At 70.6% G+C, this 16,561-nt stretch carries 18 protein-coding genes; 4 read left to right on the forward strand and 14 right to left on the reverse strand.

Annotated features, from left to right (window positions below; translation table 11 throughout):
* Positions 1-3 precede the first annotated feature (3 nt).
* The 3 genes from repSA to C1N81_RS16775 are packed head-to-tail and all read left to right on the forward strand — an operon-like array spanning position 4 to position 2,854.
* The gene (repSA, locus tag C1N81_RS16765; RefSeq protein ID WP_394429917.1) at positions 4-1,401 is read left to right on the forward strand and encodes a replication initiator protein RepSA; all 1,398 of its coding nucleotides are present in this window, start codon (positions 4-6) and stop codon (positions 1,399-1,401) included.
* On the forward strand, positions 1,398-1,592 hold the full coding sequence (locus tag C1N81_RS16770) for a helix-turn-helix transcriptional regulator (protein WP_394429919.1): 195 nt from the start codon (positions 1,398-1,400) through the stop codon (positions 1,590-1,592). The genes repSA and C1N81_RS16770 overlap by 4 nt, the downstream gene beginning before the upstream one ends.
* Positions 1,592-2,854: a tyrosine-type recombinase/integrase gene (locus C1N81_RS16775; protein ID WP_394429921.1), complete on the forward strand. Its 1,263-nt coding sequence runs from the start codon at positions 1,592-1,594 to the stop codon at positions 2,852-2,854. Before C1N81_RS16770 ends, C1N81_RS16775 begins: the two co-directional genes overlap by 1 nt.
* A 117-nt stretch (positions 2,855-2,971) precedes the next feature.
* Here C1N81_RS16775 and C1N81_RS16780 read toward each other — a convergent pair whose 3' ends face one another.
* From C1N81_RS16780 to rpsB, 6 genes are all read right to left on the reverse strand, one after another.
* Positions 2,972-3,151: a hypothetical protein gene (locus C1N81_RS16780; RefSeq protein ID WP_394429923.1), complete on the reverse strand. Its 180-nt coding sequence runs from the start codon at positions 3,149-3,151 to the stop codon at positions 2,972-2,974.
* A 120-nt stretch (positions 3,152-3,271) separates the two neighbouring features.
* Positions 3,272-4,579 carry a phosphatidate cytidylyltransferase gene (locus C1N81_RS16785; protein ID WP_394429925.1) on the reverse strand — a complete coding sequence of 436 codons (1,308 nt, stop codon included), beginning with the start codon at positions 4,577-4,579 and terminating at the stop codon, positions 3,272-3,274.
* Positions 4,580-4,791: 212 nt separating this feature from the next.
* Entirely contained in the window at positions 4,792-5,349 is a 558-nt protein-coding gene (frr, locus tag C1N81_RS16790) for a ribosome recycling factor (RefSeq protein WP_324767379.1), read from the reverse strand.
* A 249-nt stretch (positions 5,350-5,598) separates the two neighbouring features.
* Positions 5,599-6,369: a UMP kinase gene (pyrH, locus tag C1N81_RS16795; RefSeq protein WP_394429927.1), complete on the reverse strand. Its 771-nt coding sequence runs from the start codon at positions 6,367-6,369 to the stop codon at positions 5,599-5,601.
* A gap of 203 nt (positions 6,370-6,572) precedes the next feature.
* A complete protein-coding gene (gene tsf, locus C1N81_RS16800) occupies positions 6,573-7,409 on the reverse strand; it encodes a translation elongation factor Ts (protein WP_394429929.1) in 837 nt (278 codons plus the stop codon).
* Between the two features lie 125 nt (positions 7,410-7,534).
* Entirely contained in the window at positions 7,535-8,443 is a 909-nt protein-coding gene (rpsB, locus tag C1N81_RS16805; protein WP_394429931.1) for a 30S ribosomal protein S2, read from the reverse strand.
* A gap of 412 nt (positions 8,444-8,855) precedes the next feature.
* Here rpsB and C1N81_RS16810 point away from each other — a divergent pair, with 412 nt between their 5' ends.
* Positions 8,856-9,524 carry a M23 family metallopeptidase gene (locus C1N81_RS16810; RefSeq protein ID WP_394437993.1) on the forward strand — a complete coding sequence of 223 codons (669 nt, stop codon included), beginning with the start codon at positions 8,856-8,858 and terminating at the stop codon, positions 9,522-9,524.
* 247 nt (positions 9,525-9,771) lie between these two features.
* Here the strand turns inward: C1N81_RS16810 and C1N81_RS16815 are convergent, their stop codons facing one another.
* The 8 genes from C1N81_RS16815 to lepB all read right to left on the reverse strand — a co-directional run bounded on the left by C1N81_RS16815 (position 9,772) and on the right by lepB (position 16,559).
* Positions 9,772-10,329, reverse strand: a complete 558-nt coding sequence (locus C1N81_RS16815; RefSeq protein ID WP_394437996.1) for a TetR/AcrR family transcriptional regulator — start codon at positions 10,327-10,329, stop codon at positions 9,772-9,774.
* A 133-nt stretch (positions 10,330-10,462) separates the two neighbouring features.
* Positions 10,463-11,305 carry an RNA polymerase sigma factor WhiG gene (whiG, locus tag C1N81_RS16820; protein ID WP_394429933.1) on the reverse strand — a complete coding sequence of 281 codons (843 nt, stop codon included), beginning with the start codon at positions 11,303-11,305 and terminating at the stop codon, positions 10,463-10,465.
* Between the two features lie 365 nt (positions 11,306-11,670).
* Complete coding sequence (gene dprA / locus C1N81_RS16825) at positions 11,671-12,852, reverse strand: DNA-processing protein DprA (RefSeq protein ID WP_394429935.1); 1,182 nt, start codon at positions 12,850-12,852, stop codon at positions 11,671-11,673.
* Positions 12,849-14,468, reverse strand: a complete 1,620-nt coding sequence (locus C1N81_RS16830) for a YifB family Mg chelatase-like AAA ATPase (RefSeq protein ID WP_394429937.1) — start codon at positions 14,466-14,468, stop codon at positions 12,849-12,851. Before C1N81_RS16830 ends, dprA begins: the two co-directional genes overlap by 4 nt.
* The gene (locus C1N81_RS16835) at positions 14,468-14,845 is read right to left on the reverse strand and encodes a YraN family protein (RefSeq protein ID WP_394429939.1); all 378 of its coding nucleotides are present in this window, start codon (positions 14,843-14,845) and stop codon (positions 14,468-14,470) included. The genes C1N81_RS16830 and C1N81_RS16835 overlap by 1 nt, the downstream gene beginning before the upstream one ends.
* Positions 14,846-14,949: 104 nt before the next feature.
* Complete coding sequence (locus C1N81_RS16840; RefSeq protein ID WP_005311352.1) at positions 14,950-15,258, reverse strand: DUF2469 domain-containing protein; 309 nt, start codon at positions 15,256-15,258, stop codon at positions 14,950-14,952.
* 55 nt (positions 15,259-15,313) lie between these two features.
* Positions 15,314-15,826 (reverse strand): NUDIX hydrolase, encoded by a 513-nt coding sequence (locus C1N81_RS16845; RefSeq protein WP_394429943.1) that lies wholly within the window; start codon positions 15,824-15,826, stop codon positions 15,314-15,316.
* Positions 15,819-16,559, reverse strand: coding sequence for a signal peptidase I (gene lepB / locus C1N81_RS16850; protein WP_394429945.1), 741 nt, complete (start codon positions 16,557-16,559; stop codon positions 15,819-15,821). Before lepB ends, C1N81_RS16845 begins: the two co-directional genes overlap by 8 nt.
* Positions 16,560-16,561: the final 2 nt, after the last annotated feature.

Here is a 16,561-nt window from a genome sequence, read left to right on the forward strand (position 1 = left end):
GCGATGACCGACACCGCCACCATGGCGGGCCTGGACCCGGCCACCCTCGCCGACATCCTGAGGGTGGCCGGGTCCCCCGGCTTCGACCGCATCCAAGACCAGATCAAGCGCACCGGCGGCTGCACCGACCCGATCCACCTCCAGGGCGCCACCGTCACCCGCGACCGCACCACCGGCCAGGTCCTGTACTCGTACTCGACCGACATTGAGCCCGGTGGACGCCTTCGGGTCGCCTGTGGCAACCGCCGTGCCTCCCGCTGCCCGTCCTGCGCCTGGACCTACGCGGGCGACACCTACCACCTGATCCGCGCCGGACTCGTCGGCGACCCGGCCAAGGGCACCCCGCCCACCGTCCGCGAACACCCCCGCGTCTTCGCCACGCTGACGGCTCCGTCCTTCGGCCCGGTCCATAACCTGCCCGGCACCCGCCCCTGCCGCTGCGGCGCCCACCACCCGGACAACGCCGCCGAGTTGGGCACCCCGCTCGACCCGGAGACGTACGACTACGCGGGCTCGGTGCTGTGGAACAACCACGCCTCCGACCTGTGGCGCTACTTCACGATCTACCTCCGCCGCGAGATCGCCGCCCGCGCCGGACTCACCCAGAAGGCAGCCAAGGAACAGTCCCGGCTCTCCTTCGGCAAGGTCGCCGAGTACCAAAAGCGCGGCGCCATCCACTTCCACGCCGTCATCCGCTTCGACGGTCCGGAAGGACCCGACACACCGCCCCCGCACTGGGCCACGCTGCAGCTGCTCACCGACGCGATCCACGCGGCAGCTGCTCGCGTCCGCGTCGACCTGGACGCCTCCGGCGACCACCCCGCCCGCGTCCTGTGCTGGGGAGACCGGCTCGACGTCCAGCCCATCAAGGCCTTCGGCGACGGCTCCGAGATCACCGAACAGGCCGTCGCCTCCTACGTCGCCAAATACGCCACCAAAGCAGCCGAGACCACCGGCACCGTCGACCGCCGCATCGGCAACAAGGAAGCCCTCGAACTCCTCGGCGTAGCCGACCACCCCCGGCGCCTCATTGAGGCCTGCCTCGACCTGCACCCCGCCTACCCGGACCGCAAGCTCCGCGACTGGGCCCACATGCTCGGCTTCCGCGGCCACTTCTCCACCAAATCCCGCCGTTACTCCACCACCCTCGGCGCGCTGCGCCAGGTCCGCGCCGACTACCGCGCCGCCCAACACCGCGCCGCCCTCGGCCTCCCCGACCCCGACGACATCCCCGAGGAAACCACACTCACCCTCGCCCACTGGACCTACGCCGGACACGGCCACACCCCCGGCGAATCCTGGCTCGCCGCCAACATCCGCCGCGACATCGAGCACAACCGCGAACTCGCCCGTGAAGCCCTCGCCGACCAGCCCAACGACGACATGGAGGTGTGGGCATGAACAGCTCGCTACCGGACCGCTACTTGACCCCGGTCGACCTGGCTGACCTCCTCGGCGTCCCGGTCGAGACCGTCTACCAATGGCGCCGTAAGCGCACAGGTCCGAAGGGCTTCCGCGTCGGCCGGCACCTTCGCTTCGACCCCGAGGACGTTCGCGCCTGGGTCAAGTCGCAGATGGAGGTGGCTGCCTGATGGCCGGACACATCCAAGACCGCTGGTTCAAGGTAGAGCCCGGCCCCAACGGCAAGCCCGTCAAGGTCAAGAGCGACCGCTATGGCGTCGGCCTCCGCTACCGCGCCCGGTACGTCGGCCCGGACGGTTCCGAGAAGTCCAAGAGCTTCCCCGACCGGCAGAAGCGGCTCGCGGAGCAGTGGCTGACCGACATCGCGTCGGACATGTCCCGCGGGAACTACATCGATCCTCGCGCCGCGCGGATCACCTTCAAGAAGTACGCCGAGAACTGGCTCAAGGCCCACACCTCGGACCTGTCCAGCCAGATCGTCACCGAGCAGCGGCTACGCCTGCACGCGTTCCCGGTCATTGGCACGCGCCCGCTGGACTCGTTCCGCCCCGAGCACATCCGCCAGCTCACGAGCGCCCTGGAGGCCAACCCGGCGGTCAGCGGCGCCTACGCACGCAACATCTACGGCGATGTACGTGCCGTGCTGAGTGCGGCCGTGGACGACGGACTTCTGTCCCGGAACCCGTGCTCGGCGAAGTCCGTGCGCCCGCCGACTGCCGAACACCGACGCGTGGTCCCCTGGCTGCCCACTCAGGTACAGGCAGTTCGGGCAGCACTCCCCCAGCGATACCGGGCCATGGTCGACACTGGCGCCGGGTGCGGCCTCCGTCAGGGTGAGATCGTCGGTCTCGCCGAGGACGCGATCGACTTCAATGCCGGCACCCTGCGCGTGGTCCGGCAGGTGAAGCTCATCCGGGGCAAGGCTGTGTTCGCCCCACCGAAGTGCGGCAAGGAACGCGATGTCCCCCTGCCGTCATACGTCGCTGAGGCGCTCCGCCTCCACATGGACGCTTTCAAGCCCGTTGAGATCACGCTGCCATGGCGGAAGCCGGACGGCCCGAGGGTGACGGCCCGTCTCCTGTTCACGAACGCCGCGAACGGGATCGTGTGGCGCAGCAACTTCAACGTCCAGGACTGGAAGCCCGCTCTGGCGCTCGCTGGCCTCATCCCGGACGCCGGGCCCGATGGCAAGTACGAGTCGGCCCGCGAGCACGGCATGCACGCTCTGAGGCACTTCTACGCGTCCGTCCTCCTCGACGCCGGAGAGAGCATCAAGGCCGTGAGCCAGTACCTCGGGCACACCGATCCGGCGCTGACGCTCCGGGTGTACGCGCACCTGATGCCGTCGAGCCAGGAGCGCACCCGGAACGCCGTGGACCGGGTGTTCCTGCCGCCACCTCCTGAGCCTGACGGCCCAGAGACGGCCCAGTAAGCCAAAACAGGCCCCCGATCCGCGCCAAACGCGCAGGTCGGGGGCCTTTTTGATGCCGGATCACTGCCAGTTCTCCGGGCTTAGGCATGGCTCATCCAGTGTCGCACGCGTCGCGGATCAGCCGAGAATCCCGCCGATCAGCACCCCGACCCGGGCCCCGTAGTGGCGCCAGCGGTGTCCCGTACGGCAGTAGCGGCGGCGTCTGCGGCGGCCGGTCTGATCGATGGAAGTGTCGCACCACGCGCACGGGGTGTAGCCCGCATAGATCCCGTCCTCGTCCCGCTCGGCGCGCCCCATGAACGCGGACCTTACGCCAAGGCGCCCCACGGCAACCGCCCCGCACGGCAACGGGCCCCCACCGTGAGGCGGAGGCCCGTACAGGTCCGGCACGACCGTGCGAGGAATGCGGACCAGGGTTCAGGAGCCCACGAACAGCACCAGGAGCAGCCAGACGACCGGCGCCGTCGGCAGCAGGGAGTCGAGGCGGTCCATGATGCCGCCGTGACCGGGCAGCAGCGTGCCCATGTCCTTGATGCCGAGGTCGCGCTTGATCATGGACTCGCCGAGGTCGCCGAGGGTCGCGCTGGCGGCGACGCAGACGCCGAGCACGAGCCCTTGCCACCAGGCCCCGTCGTCGACCATGAACTGCATGCAGAGCACGCCGGCCACCATGGCGAACGCCACCGCGCCGAGCAGGCCCTCGCGGGTCTTGCCGGGGCTGATGCGCGGGGCGAGCTTGTGCTTGCCGAACCGCCAGCCGACCGCGTAGGCACCGGTGTCGCTGACGACGGTGAGGATCAGGAACGTCAGGACGCGCCACGCCCCGTCGTCCGCGGTGAGCATCATCGCCACGAAGGTCGCGAGGAACGGGACGTAGAACGCGGCGAAGACGCCCGCCGTCACGTCCTTCAGATAGCCCTCGGGCGGCTCCGTCATCCGCCACACCAGGACGGCGAGCGCCGTCAGCGCCATGGCCACCCAGGCACCCTCGGCACCGCGCACGTAACCGGCGACGACCATGGCCGCGCCGCCGATGGCGAGCGGCACGAGCGGCGCCTTGATGCTCTTGCGCTCCTGGAGCCGCGAGGTCAGCTCCCAGAGGCCGACGACCACGGCGACCGCTATCACGCCGACGAAGACGGCCTTGACGATGAAGAGCGACGCGATGATCACGACGCCGAGTCCGACACCGACCCCTATGGCCGCGCCGAGGTCCCGGCCCGCGCTCTTCTTCGCCTTCGCGGGCTCCGCACGCCGCGACGCTGCCTGCGGCTGCTGCGAGGCGTGCGACGGCTGCGACGCGTGCGACGGCTGCTGCTGCGGAGGGGCCGGTTGCGACGGGGCCGGCTGCGGCCCTGCGGCGGGCAAGGGCTCCTGCGGGACCGGGTCGTCGCGGAACAAGGGGCCGCTCAGCCGAGCGGCCCCCCGGTCGTCGTCCTGCTCCCCGTCCCCACCACCGGCGGGCACGTCGGGCATATCGGGCACGATGGGCATGGGCCGAGTCTCCTCAACCGCGTGCCCTTCGTACGCGGGACCCGCCGGAGGACGCCCTCGGTCGTACGGGCGCCCTTGGTCGTACGAGGGCGCCTGGCCGTACGAGCGCCCTTGGTCGTACGCGGCACCCTGGCCCTGCGAGGGCGCCGGGTCGTACGAGGGCGCTCGGCCGTACGAGGGCTCCTGACCGTAGCCGGACTCGGGGCCGTAGCCGGGTCCTTGGCCGTGCACCGGCCCCTGCCCCTGCCCCTGCCCCTGACCCTGACCATTGGCCGGGTTCTGGTCATGGGCGGGGTTCTGGCCATGGACAGAGCTCTGTCCATCGACGGGCCCTTGACCATGGGCGGGCCCCCGGCCGGACGGCCCCACGTACCCGGGCCCGGACGGCGCCCCCCAGGAAGAGTCGTTCACGGATTCCTCGAACCTCGATGTTCCGCGCTCGCTCAGACTTCGAGCAGCTCGGCTTCCTTGTGCTTGAGCAGCTCGTCCACCTGCGCCACGTACTTGGCGGTGGTGTCGTCGAGTTCCTTCTCGCCGCGGCGGCCCTCGTCCTCGCCGATGTCGCCGTCCTTGATCGCCTTGTCGATGGCTTCCTTGGCCTTGCGACGGACCGAGCGGATGGAGACCTTGCTGTCCTCCGCCTTGCCCTTGGCGACCTTGATGTAGTCGCGGCGGCGCTCCTCGGTGAGCTCGGGGAACGTCACACGAATGATATTGCCGTCGTTGCTCGGGTTGACGCCGAGGTCGGAGTCGCGGATCGCCTGCTCGATGTTGCGCAGCGCGCTCTTGTCGAACGGGGTCACCACGGCCATCCGCGGCTCGGGCACCGAGAACGAGGCCAGCTGGTTGATCGGCGTCAGCGCGCCGTAGTAGTCGGCCACGATCTTGTTGAACATCGCCGGGTGCGCACGACCGGTGCGGATCGCGGCGAAGTCCTCCTTGGCGACCACGACGGCCTTCTCCATCTTTTCCTCGGCCTCGAGGAGGGTCTCTTCGATCACCACTTGCTCCTGCGTGTCTTGAGTGAGGCCCGGCGTGCACGGGGCGGCCGGCTGCGTCGCGTGTCTTTGGCGCGCGGTTTCCCGCGCGTCCTTGTGTCCTTCAGTCCTCGTCAGTCCTCGTGTCCTTGCACGGTGTCCGACCGGCAGGACATTGTCCATCCCCCTTGGCTCCCGCGAGCCCTCCCGCAAAGGCCCTCTGCGGGGCCCGAGCGGACGCTCGCACGGAGAACGGGGGCGCGGACGTGAGGGTCAGGCGCGGGTGCCCTGGTCGCCCACGAGCGTCCCGATCTTCTCACCCTTGACGGCCCGGGCGATATTGCCCGACGTCAGCAGTTCGAAGACGAGGATGGGCAGCGCGTTGTCGCGGCACAGGGTGATCGCGGTCATGTCGGCGACCTTGAGGTCCCGGGTGATGACCTCGCCGTAACTGAGCGCGTCGAACTTCACGGCCTCGGGGTTGGTCTTCGGGTCCGAGTCGTAGACGCCGTCCACGCCGTTCTTGCCCATGAGGAGCGCCTCGGCGTGGATCTCCAGGGCGCGCTGCGCGGCGGTGGTGTCGGTGGAGAAGTACGGCATGCCCATACCGGCGCCGAAGATGACGACGCGGCCCTTCTCCAGGTGGCGCACGGCGCGCAGCGGGATGTAGGGCTCGGCGACCTGGCCCATCGTGATGGCGGTCTGCACGCGGCTGTCGATGCCCTCCTTCTCCAGGAAGTCCTGGAGGGCGAGGCAGTTCATGACGGTGCCGAGCATGCCCATGTAGTCGGAGCGCGCCCGGTCCATGCCGCGCTGCTGCAGCTCGGCGCCGCGGAAGAAGTTGCCGCCGCCGATGACGACGGCGATCTGCGCCCCGCCGCGGACCACGGCCGCGATCTCCCGGGCGATGGCGTGCACCACGTCGGGGTCGACACCCAGACCCCCGCCACCGGCGAACGCCTCGCCGGAAAGCTTCAGCAGAAAGCGGCCCGCGCCTTTGCCGTCGTCGCTCTTGTCACCGTTGTCGGCCTGAGTGGTGGTCATGGAATTCTCGCCTCTTTACTTGGCACACATACGAAGGAGGCCACTGCCGATGGGGTGTTCGCATCCCATGCGCGGCAATGGCCTCCTCGTCACATCTGCGGTCGCCCGGCGCGTGCCCGGGCGACTGCTGTCGACCCTAGCGGCTATGAACGGCTACCGGGGTCTCGCGGCTGTCGCGTACGGACCGTACAGACCGTACGGACTCAGATGCCGACCTTGATGCGCGAGAAGCGCTTCAGGGTGACACCGGCCTCCTGGAGGACCTTCTCGACGGACTTCTTGTTGTCGAGGGCGTACGGCTGACCGAGCAGCGTCGCCTCCTTGAAGAAGCCGTTGACACGCCCCTCGACGATCTTGGGGAGCGCGGCCTCGGGCTTGCCCTCGGCGCGGGTGGTCTCCTCGGCGACGCGGCGCTCGGACTCGACGACCTCGGCCGGGACGTCCTCGCGGGAGAGGTACTTCGGCGCGAAGGCGGCGATGTGCTGCGCGACACCCTTGGCGATCTCGGCGTTCTCCTTGTCGAGCTCGACAAGGACACCGATCTGCGGGGGCAGGTCAGGCATGGTGCGGTGCATGTACGCGGTCACGTAACCACCGGTGAACTGCGCGAAGCGGTCCAGGACGATCTTCTCGCCCAGGGTGGCGTTGGCCTCGTCGACGTACGCCTGGACGGTCTTGCCGGCCTCGATCTCGGACGCGAGCAGCGCCTCGAGGTCGGCCGGGTTCGTCTTGGCGACGTGGGCGGCCAGCTCGTTGGCGACCGACTGGAACTTCTCGCCCTTGGCGACGAAGTCCGTCTCGCACTTCAGCTCGACGATGACACCGGAGGTGTTGTCGTCGGCGATGAGGGAGACGACCGCGCCGTTCTCGGCCGAACGGCCCTCGCGCTTGGCGACGCCCTTCTGGCCCTTGATACGCAGGGCCTCGACGGCCTTGTCGACGTTGCCCTCGGCCTCGTCGAGCGCCTTCTTGCAGTCCATCATGCCGGCGCCGGTGAGCTCGCGGAGCTTCTTGACGTCAGCGGCGGTGTAGTTCGCCATGATCCTGGTTCTCTCTACGAAGTCTGAGAAGTCTGAAGAGGTCACGGGGGACGGCGGGGGCCCGCTTGTGGCTGGCCCCCGCCGTCACCTCATGAAACCGGTGTGGCTACCGGTACCCGTACGGGTCAGGCCTGCTCGGCGTCGGCGGCCGGGGCCTCCGTGGCCGGAGCCTCGGCGGCGGGCGCCTCGGCAGCGGGGGCCTCAGCGGCGGGCGCCTCGGCGGCCGGGGCCTCCGCGGGCTTCTCGTCGGCCTTCTTCTCGCCCTCGAGCAGGTCGCGCTCCCACTCGGCGAGCGGCTCGGCGGCGGCCTTCTCGCCCGGCTTCTGGTCGCCGGTCGCGGCGCCGGAACGGGCGATGAGGCCCTCGGCGACGGCGTCGGCGATCACGCGGGTGAGCAGGGTGACGGAGCGGATCGCGTCGTCGTTGCCCGGGATCTTGTAGTCGACCTCGTCGGGGTCACAGTTCGTGTCGAGGATCGCGACGACCGGGATGTTGAGCTTCCGGGCCTCGCCGACAGCGATGTGCTCCTTCTTGGTGTCCACGATCCAGACGGCGCTGGGCACCTTGGACATCTCGCGGATACCACCGAGGGTCTTCTCCAGCTTGGCCTTCTCGCGCGAGAGCACGAGAAGCTCCTTCTTGGTGAGACCCGACGCGGCGACGTCCTCGAAGTCGATCTGCTCGAGCTCCTTGAGGCGCTGCAGACGCTTGTAGACGGTCGAGAAGTTGGTGAGCATGCCGCCCAGCCAGCGCTGGTTCACGTAGGGCATGCCGACGCGGGTCGCCTGCTCGGCGATCGCCTCCTGCGCCTGCTTCTTCGTACCGACGAACATGACCGTGCCGCCGTGGGCGACGGTCTCCTTGACGAACTCGTAGGCGCGGTCGATGTACGACAGCGACTGGAGCAGGTCGATGATGTAGATGCCGTTGCGCTCCGTGAAGATGAAGCGCTTCATCTTCGGGTTCCAACGACGGGTCTGGTGACCGAAGTGGACGCCGCTCTCCAGCAGCTCCCGCATCGTGACGACGGCCATGGCCGTACTCCTTGTGTTTTCTCGGTTGTTTCCTGACGCCCCGCTCGCGCCTGCCGCGTACGTGAGTACGGGACCGAAGGGCGCTTGGCACGAAGCCGGTGCGTCTCGAAAAGGCTTGATGAGACCCACCGCGACTCGGTGTCGGGGCGTGCGAAGTCGATCCGGTGGCCCGGATCGCCACATGAAGTGTACGGGACCCGCGAGGTGGGGGGTGACGCCGCTGTCCACAACCGACCGGTAGTCCACGTTTCCCGGCCATGATCCCCCGAAACCGTACCGATCGTGGATCGTCCGAGCCATGCAAAAACTACGCAACGTGACGCTCCCGCTGCTGACCCGCCCGCTGCGGCTTCTACTGTCGTTGTCGTTGTCGTTGTCGCTGTCGTTGCCGCTGATGCTGTCGTTGTCGCTGATGCTGTCGCTGCTGCTGCTTCTATCGCTCTGCGGCTGTCCGGTCCCGCCCGCGTACGCGGCTGACGGCACGCCCGGGGCGAACCGGCAGCCGGCCCGTACCGTCTGGCCGGTGGGCGACGGGCCCCCTCCCCCGGTGGTACGAGCCTGGTCCCCACCGGCGACGCCCTACGGCCCGGGCCACCGGGGCGTCGACCTCGCGGCCCCGATCGACGCCCCGGTGCGTGCGGTGGCCGCCGGCCGGGTCTCCTTCGCGGGCGAGGTCGCGGGCCGGGGCGTGGTGTCGGTGGAACTGGCCCACACCGGCGATCCTCCGCTCCGCACCACCTACGAACCGGTGACGGCCACGCTGAAGAGGGGCGTCGACGTCTCCCCCGGCGACGTGATCGGCACCCTGCAACTCCCGACGGGCCACTGCCCGGCCCCCACCCGGTCCTGCCTCCACTGGGGCCTGCGCCGAGCCGACACCTACCTCGACCCCTTGTCGCTGCTGGACCTGTCCGGCGTGGGCGGGGCCCGGGTGAGGTTGCTGCCGGTGTGGGGGTGGGCGACGACCGCGGGGCCGGGGGCGAGCGCGGCTGTCGTGTGCCACAGGGCGCGTGCGTCAGAGCGGGGCGCGTGCGCCGAAGGGCTGCAGGGAGGGAGTGCGGGCGGTCGGCCTGGGGCCTGAACGGCTGGCGTCGCGGGGCGCGGGTGACGGGGTTGCGGGCTGGCGCGTGTGGCTGGGCCACAGGGGCGCGGGCGGCTAGGCCACAGGGGGGCGGGCGCATGCAGCCAGCTCGCCGGGGCGCGCGGGACCGGGCCGCAGGGGCGCGGGTGACTAGATCGCGGGAAGCTTGTGCGGCCAGGTCGCGAGGGCCCGCCCAGTCGAGTCGGTGGGCCGGGAAGCGTGGCTCAGCCGATCGCAGCGCCCGGCCCTATCCCCGCACCCCGCGCAGCGCCATCCCCACCGCCGCGTCCACGATCACGTCCGGATGCTCCGCCGCGCCGAGTTCGATACGGCGGACCGCCGCGTCCACGACGCCCTGGAGCAGCATCGCGGCGAGCCGGGGCTGCTCGTGCCCCATGTCCGCGAGCGCCTCGACGATCATGGCGACGAGGCCGCCGTGCGCGGCGCGGATCTTCTCCCGGGCCCCCGCGTCCAGCTCGCTCGCCGAGATGGCCACCACGGCCCGGTGCCGCCGGTCGCCGACCAGGGCCAGCTGTTCCCGGACGTACGCCTCGACCTTGCCCTCCGACGTAGCGGCCCGCGCCATCGCGTCCTCGACCTCCGCGGCCCACACCGGGAAGTCGACCTCGCACAGCTCCTCGACGACCGCCGCGCGGGACTTGAAGTACTCGTACACGGAGGACCGCGCGAGCCCCGTCCGCTCCGCGAGCGCGGGGAACGTCAGCGCCTCCGTCCCCCCTTCGGACAGCAGGGAACGCGCCGCGTCCAGAAGGGCGCCGCGCTGCATCGACCGGTGCTCGGCCACAGAGGCCGCTCGAATCCTTGGCACAGCCCCACTTTACGGACGAGCCGCCCGGGACGGGAGTCGCACGGGCCCCCGACGCCCGGGAGCGGTCGCATCCGGCAGGGACGATTCGCCTCAGGGAGTCACCGGCGGCTCAGCGCCCGAACGCCGCCAGCTTCGCCCGCAGCTGCAGCACCGACTTCGTGTGGATCTGGCTGACCCGGCTCTCCGTCACCCCGAGCACATTGCCGATCTCCGCCAGTGTCAGGCCCTCGTAGTAGTAGAGCGTCACCACGGTCTTCTCCCGCTCGGGCAGCGTATTGATCGCCCGCGCCAGGAACCTGCGCAGCTCCCGGTCCTCGGCGACCTCCACCGGATTGTCCGCCGCACGGTCCTCGAGGGTGTCCATGAGGCTGAGCCGGTCCCCGCCCTCGCCCCCGACGTGCAGCAACTCCTCGAGGGCCACGACATTCGCCAGCGACAACTGGCTGAAAACGGCGTGCAGTTCCTCCAGCGCGACCCCCATCTCGGCGGCGACCTCGCTCTCCGATGGGCTGCGCCGCAGCTTCGCCTCGAGCGTCGCGTAGGCCCGCTCCACATTGCGCGCTTTCTGCCGCACGGAGCGGGGGATCCAGTCCAGGGCTCGCAGCTCGTCGATCATCGCGCCCCGGATCCGGGTGATCGCGTACGTCTCGAACTTGATCTCGCGGTCGATGTCGAACTTCTCGATCGCGTCGATCAGCCCGAAGACCCCGGACGAGACGAAGTCGGCCTGCTCGACGTTGGGCGGAAGTCCCACACTGACCCGGCCCGCGACGTACTTCACCAGCGGCGAGTAGTGCAGGATCAGCTGCTCCCGCAGCCGCTCGTCACCGGTCGCCTTGTACGACCTCCACAGCTCCTCGAGGGAGGAGGGAGCCGGAGGCCGCACGCTGGAGCCGCGGGCGGCGGGGGGTACCGCCGCCGCCCGGTCGGATCCGGAGATGTGCTGTGGCATGCGCCGCCTTGTGCCGTTCTGCTGCCTGCCGACGGAGTCGGAGAGGGTCGCTGGGATCGCTGAGGTCGCTGGGGTCGCTTTGCTGGTGAAGATGGAGTGATGCCCGTCTGATGGTGACTGGTGCCGAACCGCCTGCCTGATTCCGCATTGAGGGGGACGAACCCGAATCCTGGTGAGCGTAGCGTGACTGAAGTGTCGCAGTGTGCGAAGGGTATGGGTTCGTACGCGCGCAGATACGTTCCGTTGGGGGACTTGCGCGATCCCTCCGGTTGCCGTCCGTAACCGGGGCGCATCGCCAACTGCCGGTGCTGCCACGGTCGTCGGGGCGTCATCCGGACGGCGCAATACGCTGCGTCAGGAGAGAGTCAGGGCCTGCCTCCGTCCGGAAACACCGGGCGGTTCGCCTGGCGTGTCAACTGCCAGCCGTCGCCCAGTCGTTCGACGAACCCCAAAGAGCGCAGTTCGTACAGTCTCCCGATCGTGTCGTCGGCGCCGGCTTCGGCCTCCCTGCTGATCTCCGCGACGGTGTGCGTTCCCCATGCGGGCAGCGCGGCGAGCACCCGCGCTGTCGCCGGTGGCAGCAGATCCCGCGGCAGCACGGGACCGCACCGCTCGGGCGCCAGCTCCCCCATGTCGCCGATCAGCTCGATCACTTCCGCGGCGTCGGTCACGAGGACGCCCTCCTTGCGCAGCAGTTCGTGCACCCCGCTGGAGACACCGCTGGTCACCGGCCCCGGCACCCCCATCGCATGGCGGCCGAGCCGCAGCGCCCAACGGGCCGTGCCCAGCGCCCCGCTGCGGTAGGCCGCCTCCACGACGACCGTGCCCCGCGTCAACGCGGCGATGACTCTGTTGCGCAGGATGAAGCGGCTCGGTGTCGGATGGTCCCCGGGTGGCAACTCGGCGACGACGAGCCCCTGTTCCGCGATCCTGTCGATCAACTGCGTGTGCCCGCGCGGATAGACACGGTCGACCCCGCAGGCCAGGACCGCGACGGTGGCCCCCGAGGCACCGAGCGCTCCCCGGTGCGCCGCCGCGTCGACCCCGTAGGCGCCCCCGGAGACGACGACCCAGCCGCGCTCGGCCAGGCCCGCCCCGAGGCTCGCGCCCATCCGTACGCCGTAGTCCGTGCAGGCCCGCGCGCCGACCACGGCCGCCGATCGCAGCGCCCACATCCGCAGACTGGCGCCGCCGCGCACCCACAGCCCGACCGGCCGCTCGTCCCCCAGGTCGTCCAGCTGTCCGGGCCACTCCGCGTCCCCCGGGCACACGAACCGCGCCCCGCACCCCGCCACGCGCGCCAGGTCACGCTCCGGGGGCGGCGCCGCGCGGGCCCGCGCGACCAGCCCGGCCCAGCGCTCCGCCCTCACCCCGGGCAGCGACGGCGGGTCGCCCGCTCCCTCCTCGGCCTCGTCGATCCGCCGCACCGTCTCCACCGGCCCGAACTCCTTCAGCCAGCGCCCCGCCACCTCCCAGCCGGGTTCGACGATGCGGGTCAGCCGGGCCCGCGCGAGGCGCACCTCCTCGGGCGCGCTCGGGGCCGTCATGAGCCCACGCCGATCATCATGGGGACGCCGCGCGAGATCCCGGTCCGCAGTTGCAGGGCGAGCGCCACGTCCTGGGCGAAGGGCCGGTCGCGCCCCGCGAGGTCGGCCACGGTCCAGGCCACCCGCAGGACCCGGTCCAGGCCGCGGGCGGTGAGGAAGCCGCGCTCCAGGTCCAGCTCGGCCTCGTCCAGGGCGCCGGGCGCGGCGGGCCACCTCGTGCGCAGGGCGTGCCCCGGCACTTCGCTGTTGGTCCGCCACGGCGTGTCCGCGAGCCGCGTCGCCGCCCGCTCCCGGGCCGTCCGCACCCGGTCGGCGACGACCTGGGTGCTTTCCCCACCCGGCGCGTACCCGGACAGTTCGTTGCGGGTGACGGCGTCCACCTCGACCCGCAGGTCGACCCGGTCGAGGAGCGGCCCGGAGAGCCGCGCCTGATAGCGCCGCACGGTGGCGGCCGGGCAGTCGCACTCACCGCCCAGGGCCCGGTACTGCCCACAAGGACAGGGGTTGGCGGCCAGCACCATCAGGAAGCGCGCGGGAAGCCGCACCACGCCGGCGCTGCGGGCGATCACCACGTGCCCGGCCTCGAGCGGCTGGCGCAGGGCGTCGAGCGCCTTGCCGCTGAACTCGGGCGCCTCGTCAAGAAACAACACCCCTCTGTGTGACAAGGACACCGCTCCCGGGCGTGCCACCCCGGGCCCACCGCCGACGAGGGACTGCATGGTGGCCGAGTGGTGCGGGGCGCAGTACGGCGCGGTGTCGATCATCGACTTGCCCGCGGGCAGCATGCCGGCCACCGAGTGGATCGCGGTGACCTCCAGGGACTCCCCGCGGGTGAGCGGCGGCAGGACGGCCGGCAGCCGCTCGGCGAGCATCGTCTTTCCGGCGCCGGGCGGGCCGGAAAGCATGAGGTGGTGCCCGCCCGCGGCGGCGACCTCGATCGCGGTGCGTGCCGACCGCTGGCCCACAACATCGGACAGGTCGAGCCCGTGCCCGTCCGCGAAGGGCCCGCCGAGCCCCGTGCCCGCGCCGCCCCCGGGCATGCTGAGGCCGGAGAGCAGCGGATCGGGACGGCCGCGCTCCTCCGGTTCCTCGTCCGGCACGGGTTCGTCGGTGAGCACGGCGATGAGCTGGCGCAGGCTGCGGACCCCCAGCACGGAGACGCCCGGCACCAACGTCGCCTCGCCCGCCGTGCACTCGGGGACCACCACCTGCTCGTACCCGGCATCGGCCGCGGCGAGGACGGCCGGCAGGACGCCGCGCACCGGTCGCACCCGCCCGTCGAGCCCCAGCTCCCCGATCATCACGATGTCGGCGAGGACCCGCGGGTCGATCCGTTCGGCGGCACCGAGCACGGCGCACGCGACGGCGAGGTCGAACCCCGACCCGCCCTTCGGCACGGACGCCGGGCTGAGCCCCACAGTGAGCTTTTTCTGCGGCCAGTCCGCGCCGGAGTTGACGACCGCGGCCCGCACCCGGTCCCGGCTCTCGATGAGGCTCTTGTCGGGCAGGCCCACCAGCGTGAACGCGGCGATGCCCGGCTCCAGGTCCGCCTGCACCTCGACGACGACGCCCTCGACACCCACCAGGGCCACGGAACACGTACGCGCGAAACCCATCAGGTCACCCCCCGCACGTGCTCGACGCACGGAGCGCCGCGCTCCTGGAGCACCACCCCGACCACGTCGATACGGACGCCGCCCGGTGGCGCTCCCCCGTGCTCCTGCACCCAGCGCTCCGCGAGGTCGCGCAGGCGCCGGGCCTTCAGCGGGGTGATCGCGGCCATGGGGTGCTCGAAGGCGCCACCTGCCGCGCCGCGGCCCCTGCGGGTCTTGACCTCGCACACGACGATCGCGTCGCCGTCGCGCGCCACGATGTCCAGTTCGCCCGTCCGCCCCGCGCGCCAGTTCCGCGCGAGCACCGTCATCCCGGCTTCGGTCAGCCGCCTCGCGGCCAGGTCCTCGCCGTACTTTCCCATCGCGCCCCGTGCGTTCACGTCGGCACCACCTCCGACACCCACGCTGACGCACGGATCAGAAGGAAGTGGATCTTGGTGAACTACTCAGGGGTTGTGGAAAACCGCGTCACCCGTCAGGGGCATCAGCTCCCGGGAAGCTCCAGATCACTCTTGTTGAGCTCCTCGATGTTCACGTCCTTGAACGTGAGCACCCGTACTTGCTTCACGAACCGCGCGGGCCGGTACATGTCCCAGACCCACGCGTCCGCCATCGACACCTCGAAAAACACCTCACCCTGAACCGAGTGCACCTGCATCTCGTAGTCGTTGGTGAGGTAGAAACGCCGCTCGGTCTCGATCACGTATTTGAACAGACCGACGACGTCGCGGTACTCCCGGTAGAGCTTCAGCTCCATCTCGGTCTCGTACTTCTCGAGGTCCTCGGCGCTCATGGCATGTTCCCCTTCAGCCGTGCGTCCCCCTATTGTGCGCCAGCCCCTGCAACCCCTAGACGATTTCCGTGTCCAGGACGAGCGGCCGGCTCGGGGGACCGTCGTCGAACAACCGGTTCAGCAGTTCGGCGAGTCTGGTCGGATACACCGTCTCATGCGCGTCGGCCAACTCCTGGTACGTCCACCAGCGCGCTCCGGCGACGCTGCGTCGTTCCAGGTCGGTCAGGCCCGTCCCGTGCAGCTCAGGCCGTACGTCGGCCGTGGCGGTCGTCCGCGCGAGGAAGTACCACTCGTCCTGGTCCCAGCGGCGCCCGTCGAACGGGAACGAGCAGGTCCGCTGCCACAGCACGGGCCCCAGCCGCACGTCCGTGATGCCGGTCTCCTCGGCCAGCTCCCGCAGTGCCGCCTGTTCCCGGGTCTCGTCGCCCTCCACGCCGCCTCCCGGCGTGAACCACCAGGCGTCGGTCCGGTCGTCCGGCTCGTGCCCGTGGAGCAGTAGGACGCGGTCCTCCTGGTCGAGCAGCACGACGCGGGCGACCTTGCGCAGTTCGCTCCCGAGCTCAGGCACGGGCCGGCTCCGCGGACCTGGTACGCGAGCGTCGCGTGCGCTGGGCGATCGGGCCGTAGGCCGCTCCGGCGAGGACGAGGAAGGCGCCGACGACCACCGCGGTCAGCATCAGTTTGAGCGGCCCCGGCTGCGAGATCCCGCCGGGCAGCTCCTCGAAGCCGGTCGGCGTGGGCAGCATGCCGTCCATGGGCCAGGCCACCGCGTCGACGCGGCCCTTCACGGCGTCACGGGCCACCGAACCGTGCTGGATGTCGTCGAGGTGGACGGTGGAGTCCAGGGAGCCGCTGCGCTCGTCACCGAGGAAGAAGAGACGTCCGGCGGGGACGGTCGTGGACTTGATGCCGGTGATCGAGGCGCTCTGACCGCCCTGCAGATACGGTTCTTCGATCTTCTTGCCGTTCACCGTCAGCTTGCCGTCCGTGCAGCAGGCCACCCGGTCGCCGCCGATCCCGACGACACGCTTGACCAGTGGCATGTCGCCCCAGCTCTTGGTCTGGAAGACGACGACGTCACCGCGCTTGATCTCGCTGCCGTCGACGCGCTGCGCGAGGACCCGGTCGCCCGCGCCGATCGTCGGCGACATGGAGTCGGTGGGCACCGTGTAGGGCTGGTAGACGAACGCGCCCCAGACGAATCCGCCGAGGAACAGCACACAGCCGAGGGCCACGGCTATGCCCGACAGCGTGCTGCCGGCCCGGCCGTGGCCCTCGCTCGTACGACGTGTCCCGCTCATCC

The organism is Streptomyces sp. SGAir0957 (genome assembly GCF_043523415.1).

What these genes read in the sequence shown, in the direction of transcription:
- repSA (WP_394429917.1), top strand. Translation starts at nt 4, where the DNA reads ATGACCGACACCGCCACCATGGCGGGCCTGGACCCGGCCACCCTCGCC.
- C1N81_RS16770 (WP_394429919.1), top strand. Translation starts at nt 1,398, where the DNA reads ATGAACAGCTCGCTACCGGACCGCTACTTGACCCCGGTCGACCTGGCT.
- C1N81_RS16775 (WP_394429921.1), top strand. Translation starts at nt 1,592, where the DNA reads ATGGCCGGACACATCCAAGACCGCTGGTTCAAGGTAGAGCCCGGCCCC.
- C1N81_RS16780 (WP_394429923.1), bottom strand. Translation starts at nt 3,151, where the DNA reads ATGGGGCGCGCCGAGCGGGACGAGGACGGGATCTATGCGGGCTACACC.
- pyrH (WP_394429927.1), bottom strand. Translation starts at nt 6,369, where the DNA reads ATGACCACCACTCAGGCCGACAACGGTGACAAGAGCGACGACGGCAAA.
- tsf (WP_394429929.1), bottom strand. Translation starts at nt 7,409, where the DNA reads ATGGCGAACTACACCGCCGCTGACGTCAAGAAGCTCCGCGAGCTCACC.
- rpsB (WP_394429931.1), bottom strand. Translation starts at nt 8,443, where the DNA reads ATGGCCGTCGTCACGATGCGGGAGCTGCTGGAGAGCGGCGTCCACTTC.
- C1N81_RS16810 (WP_394437993.1), top strand. Translation starts at nt 8,856, where the DNA reads ATGCTGTCGCTGCTGCTGCTTCTATCGCTCTGCGGCTGTCCGGTCCCG.
- whiG (WP_394429933.1), bottom strand. Translation starts at nt 11,305, where the DNA reads ATGCCACAGCACATCTCCGGATCCGACCGGGCGGCGGCGGTACCCCCC.
- dprA (WP_394429935.1), bottom strand. Translation starts at nt 12,852, where the DNA reads ATGACGGCCCCGAGCGCGCCCGAGGAGGTGCGCCTCGCGCGGGCCCGG.
- C1N81_RS16830 (WP_394429937.1), bottom strand. Translation starts at nt 14,468, where the DNA reads ATGGGTTTCGCGCGTACGTGTTCCGTGGCCCTGGTGGGTGTCGAGGGC.
- C1N81_RS16840 (WP_005311352.1), bottom strand. Translation starts at nt 15,258, where the DNA reads ATGAGCGCCGAGGACCTCGAGAAGTACGAGACCGAGATGGAGCTGAAG.
- lepB (WP_394429945.1), bottom strand. Translation starts at nt 16,559, where the DNA reads ATGAGCGGGACACGTCGTACGAGCGAGGGCCACGGCCGGGCCGGCAGC.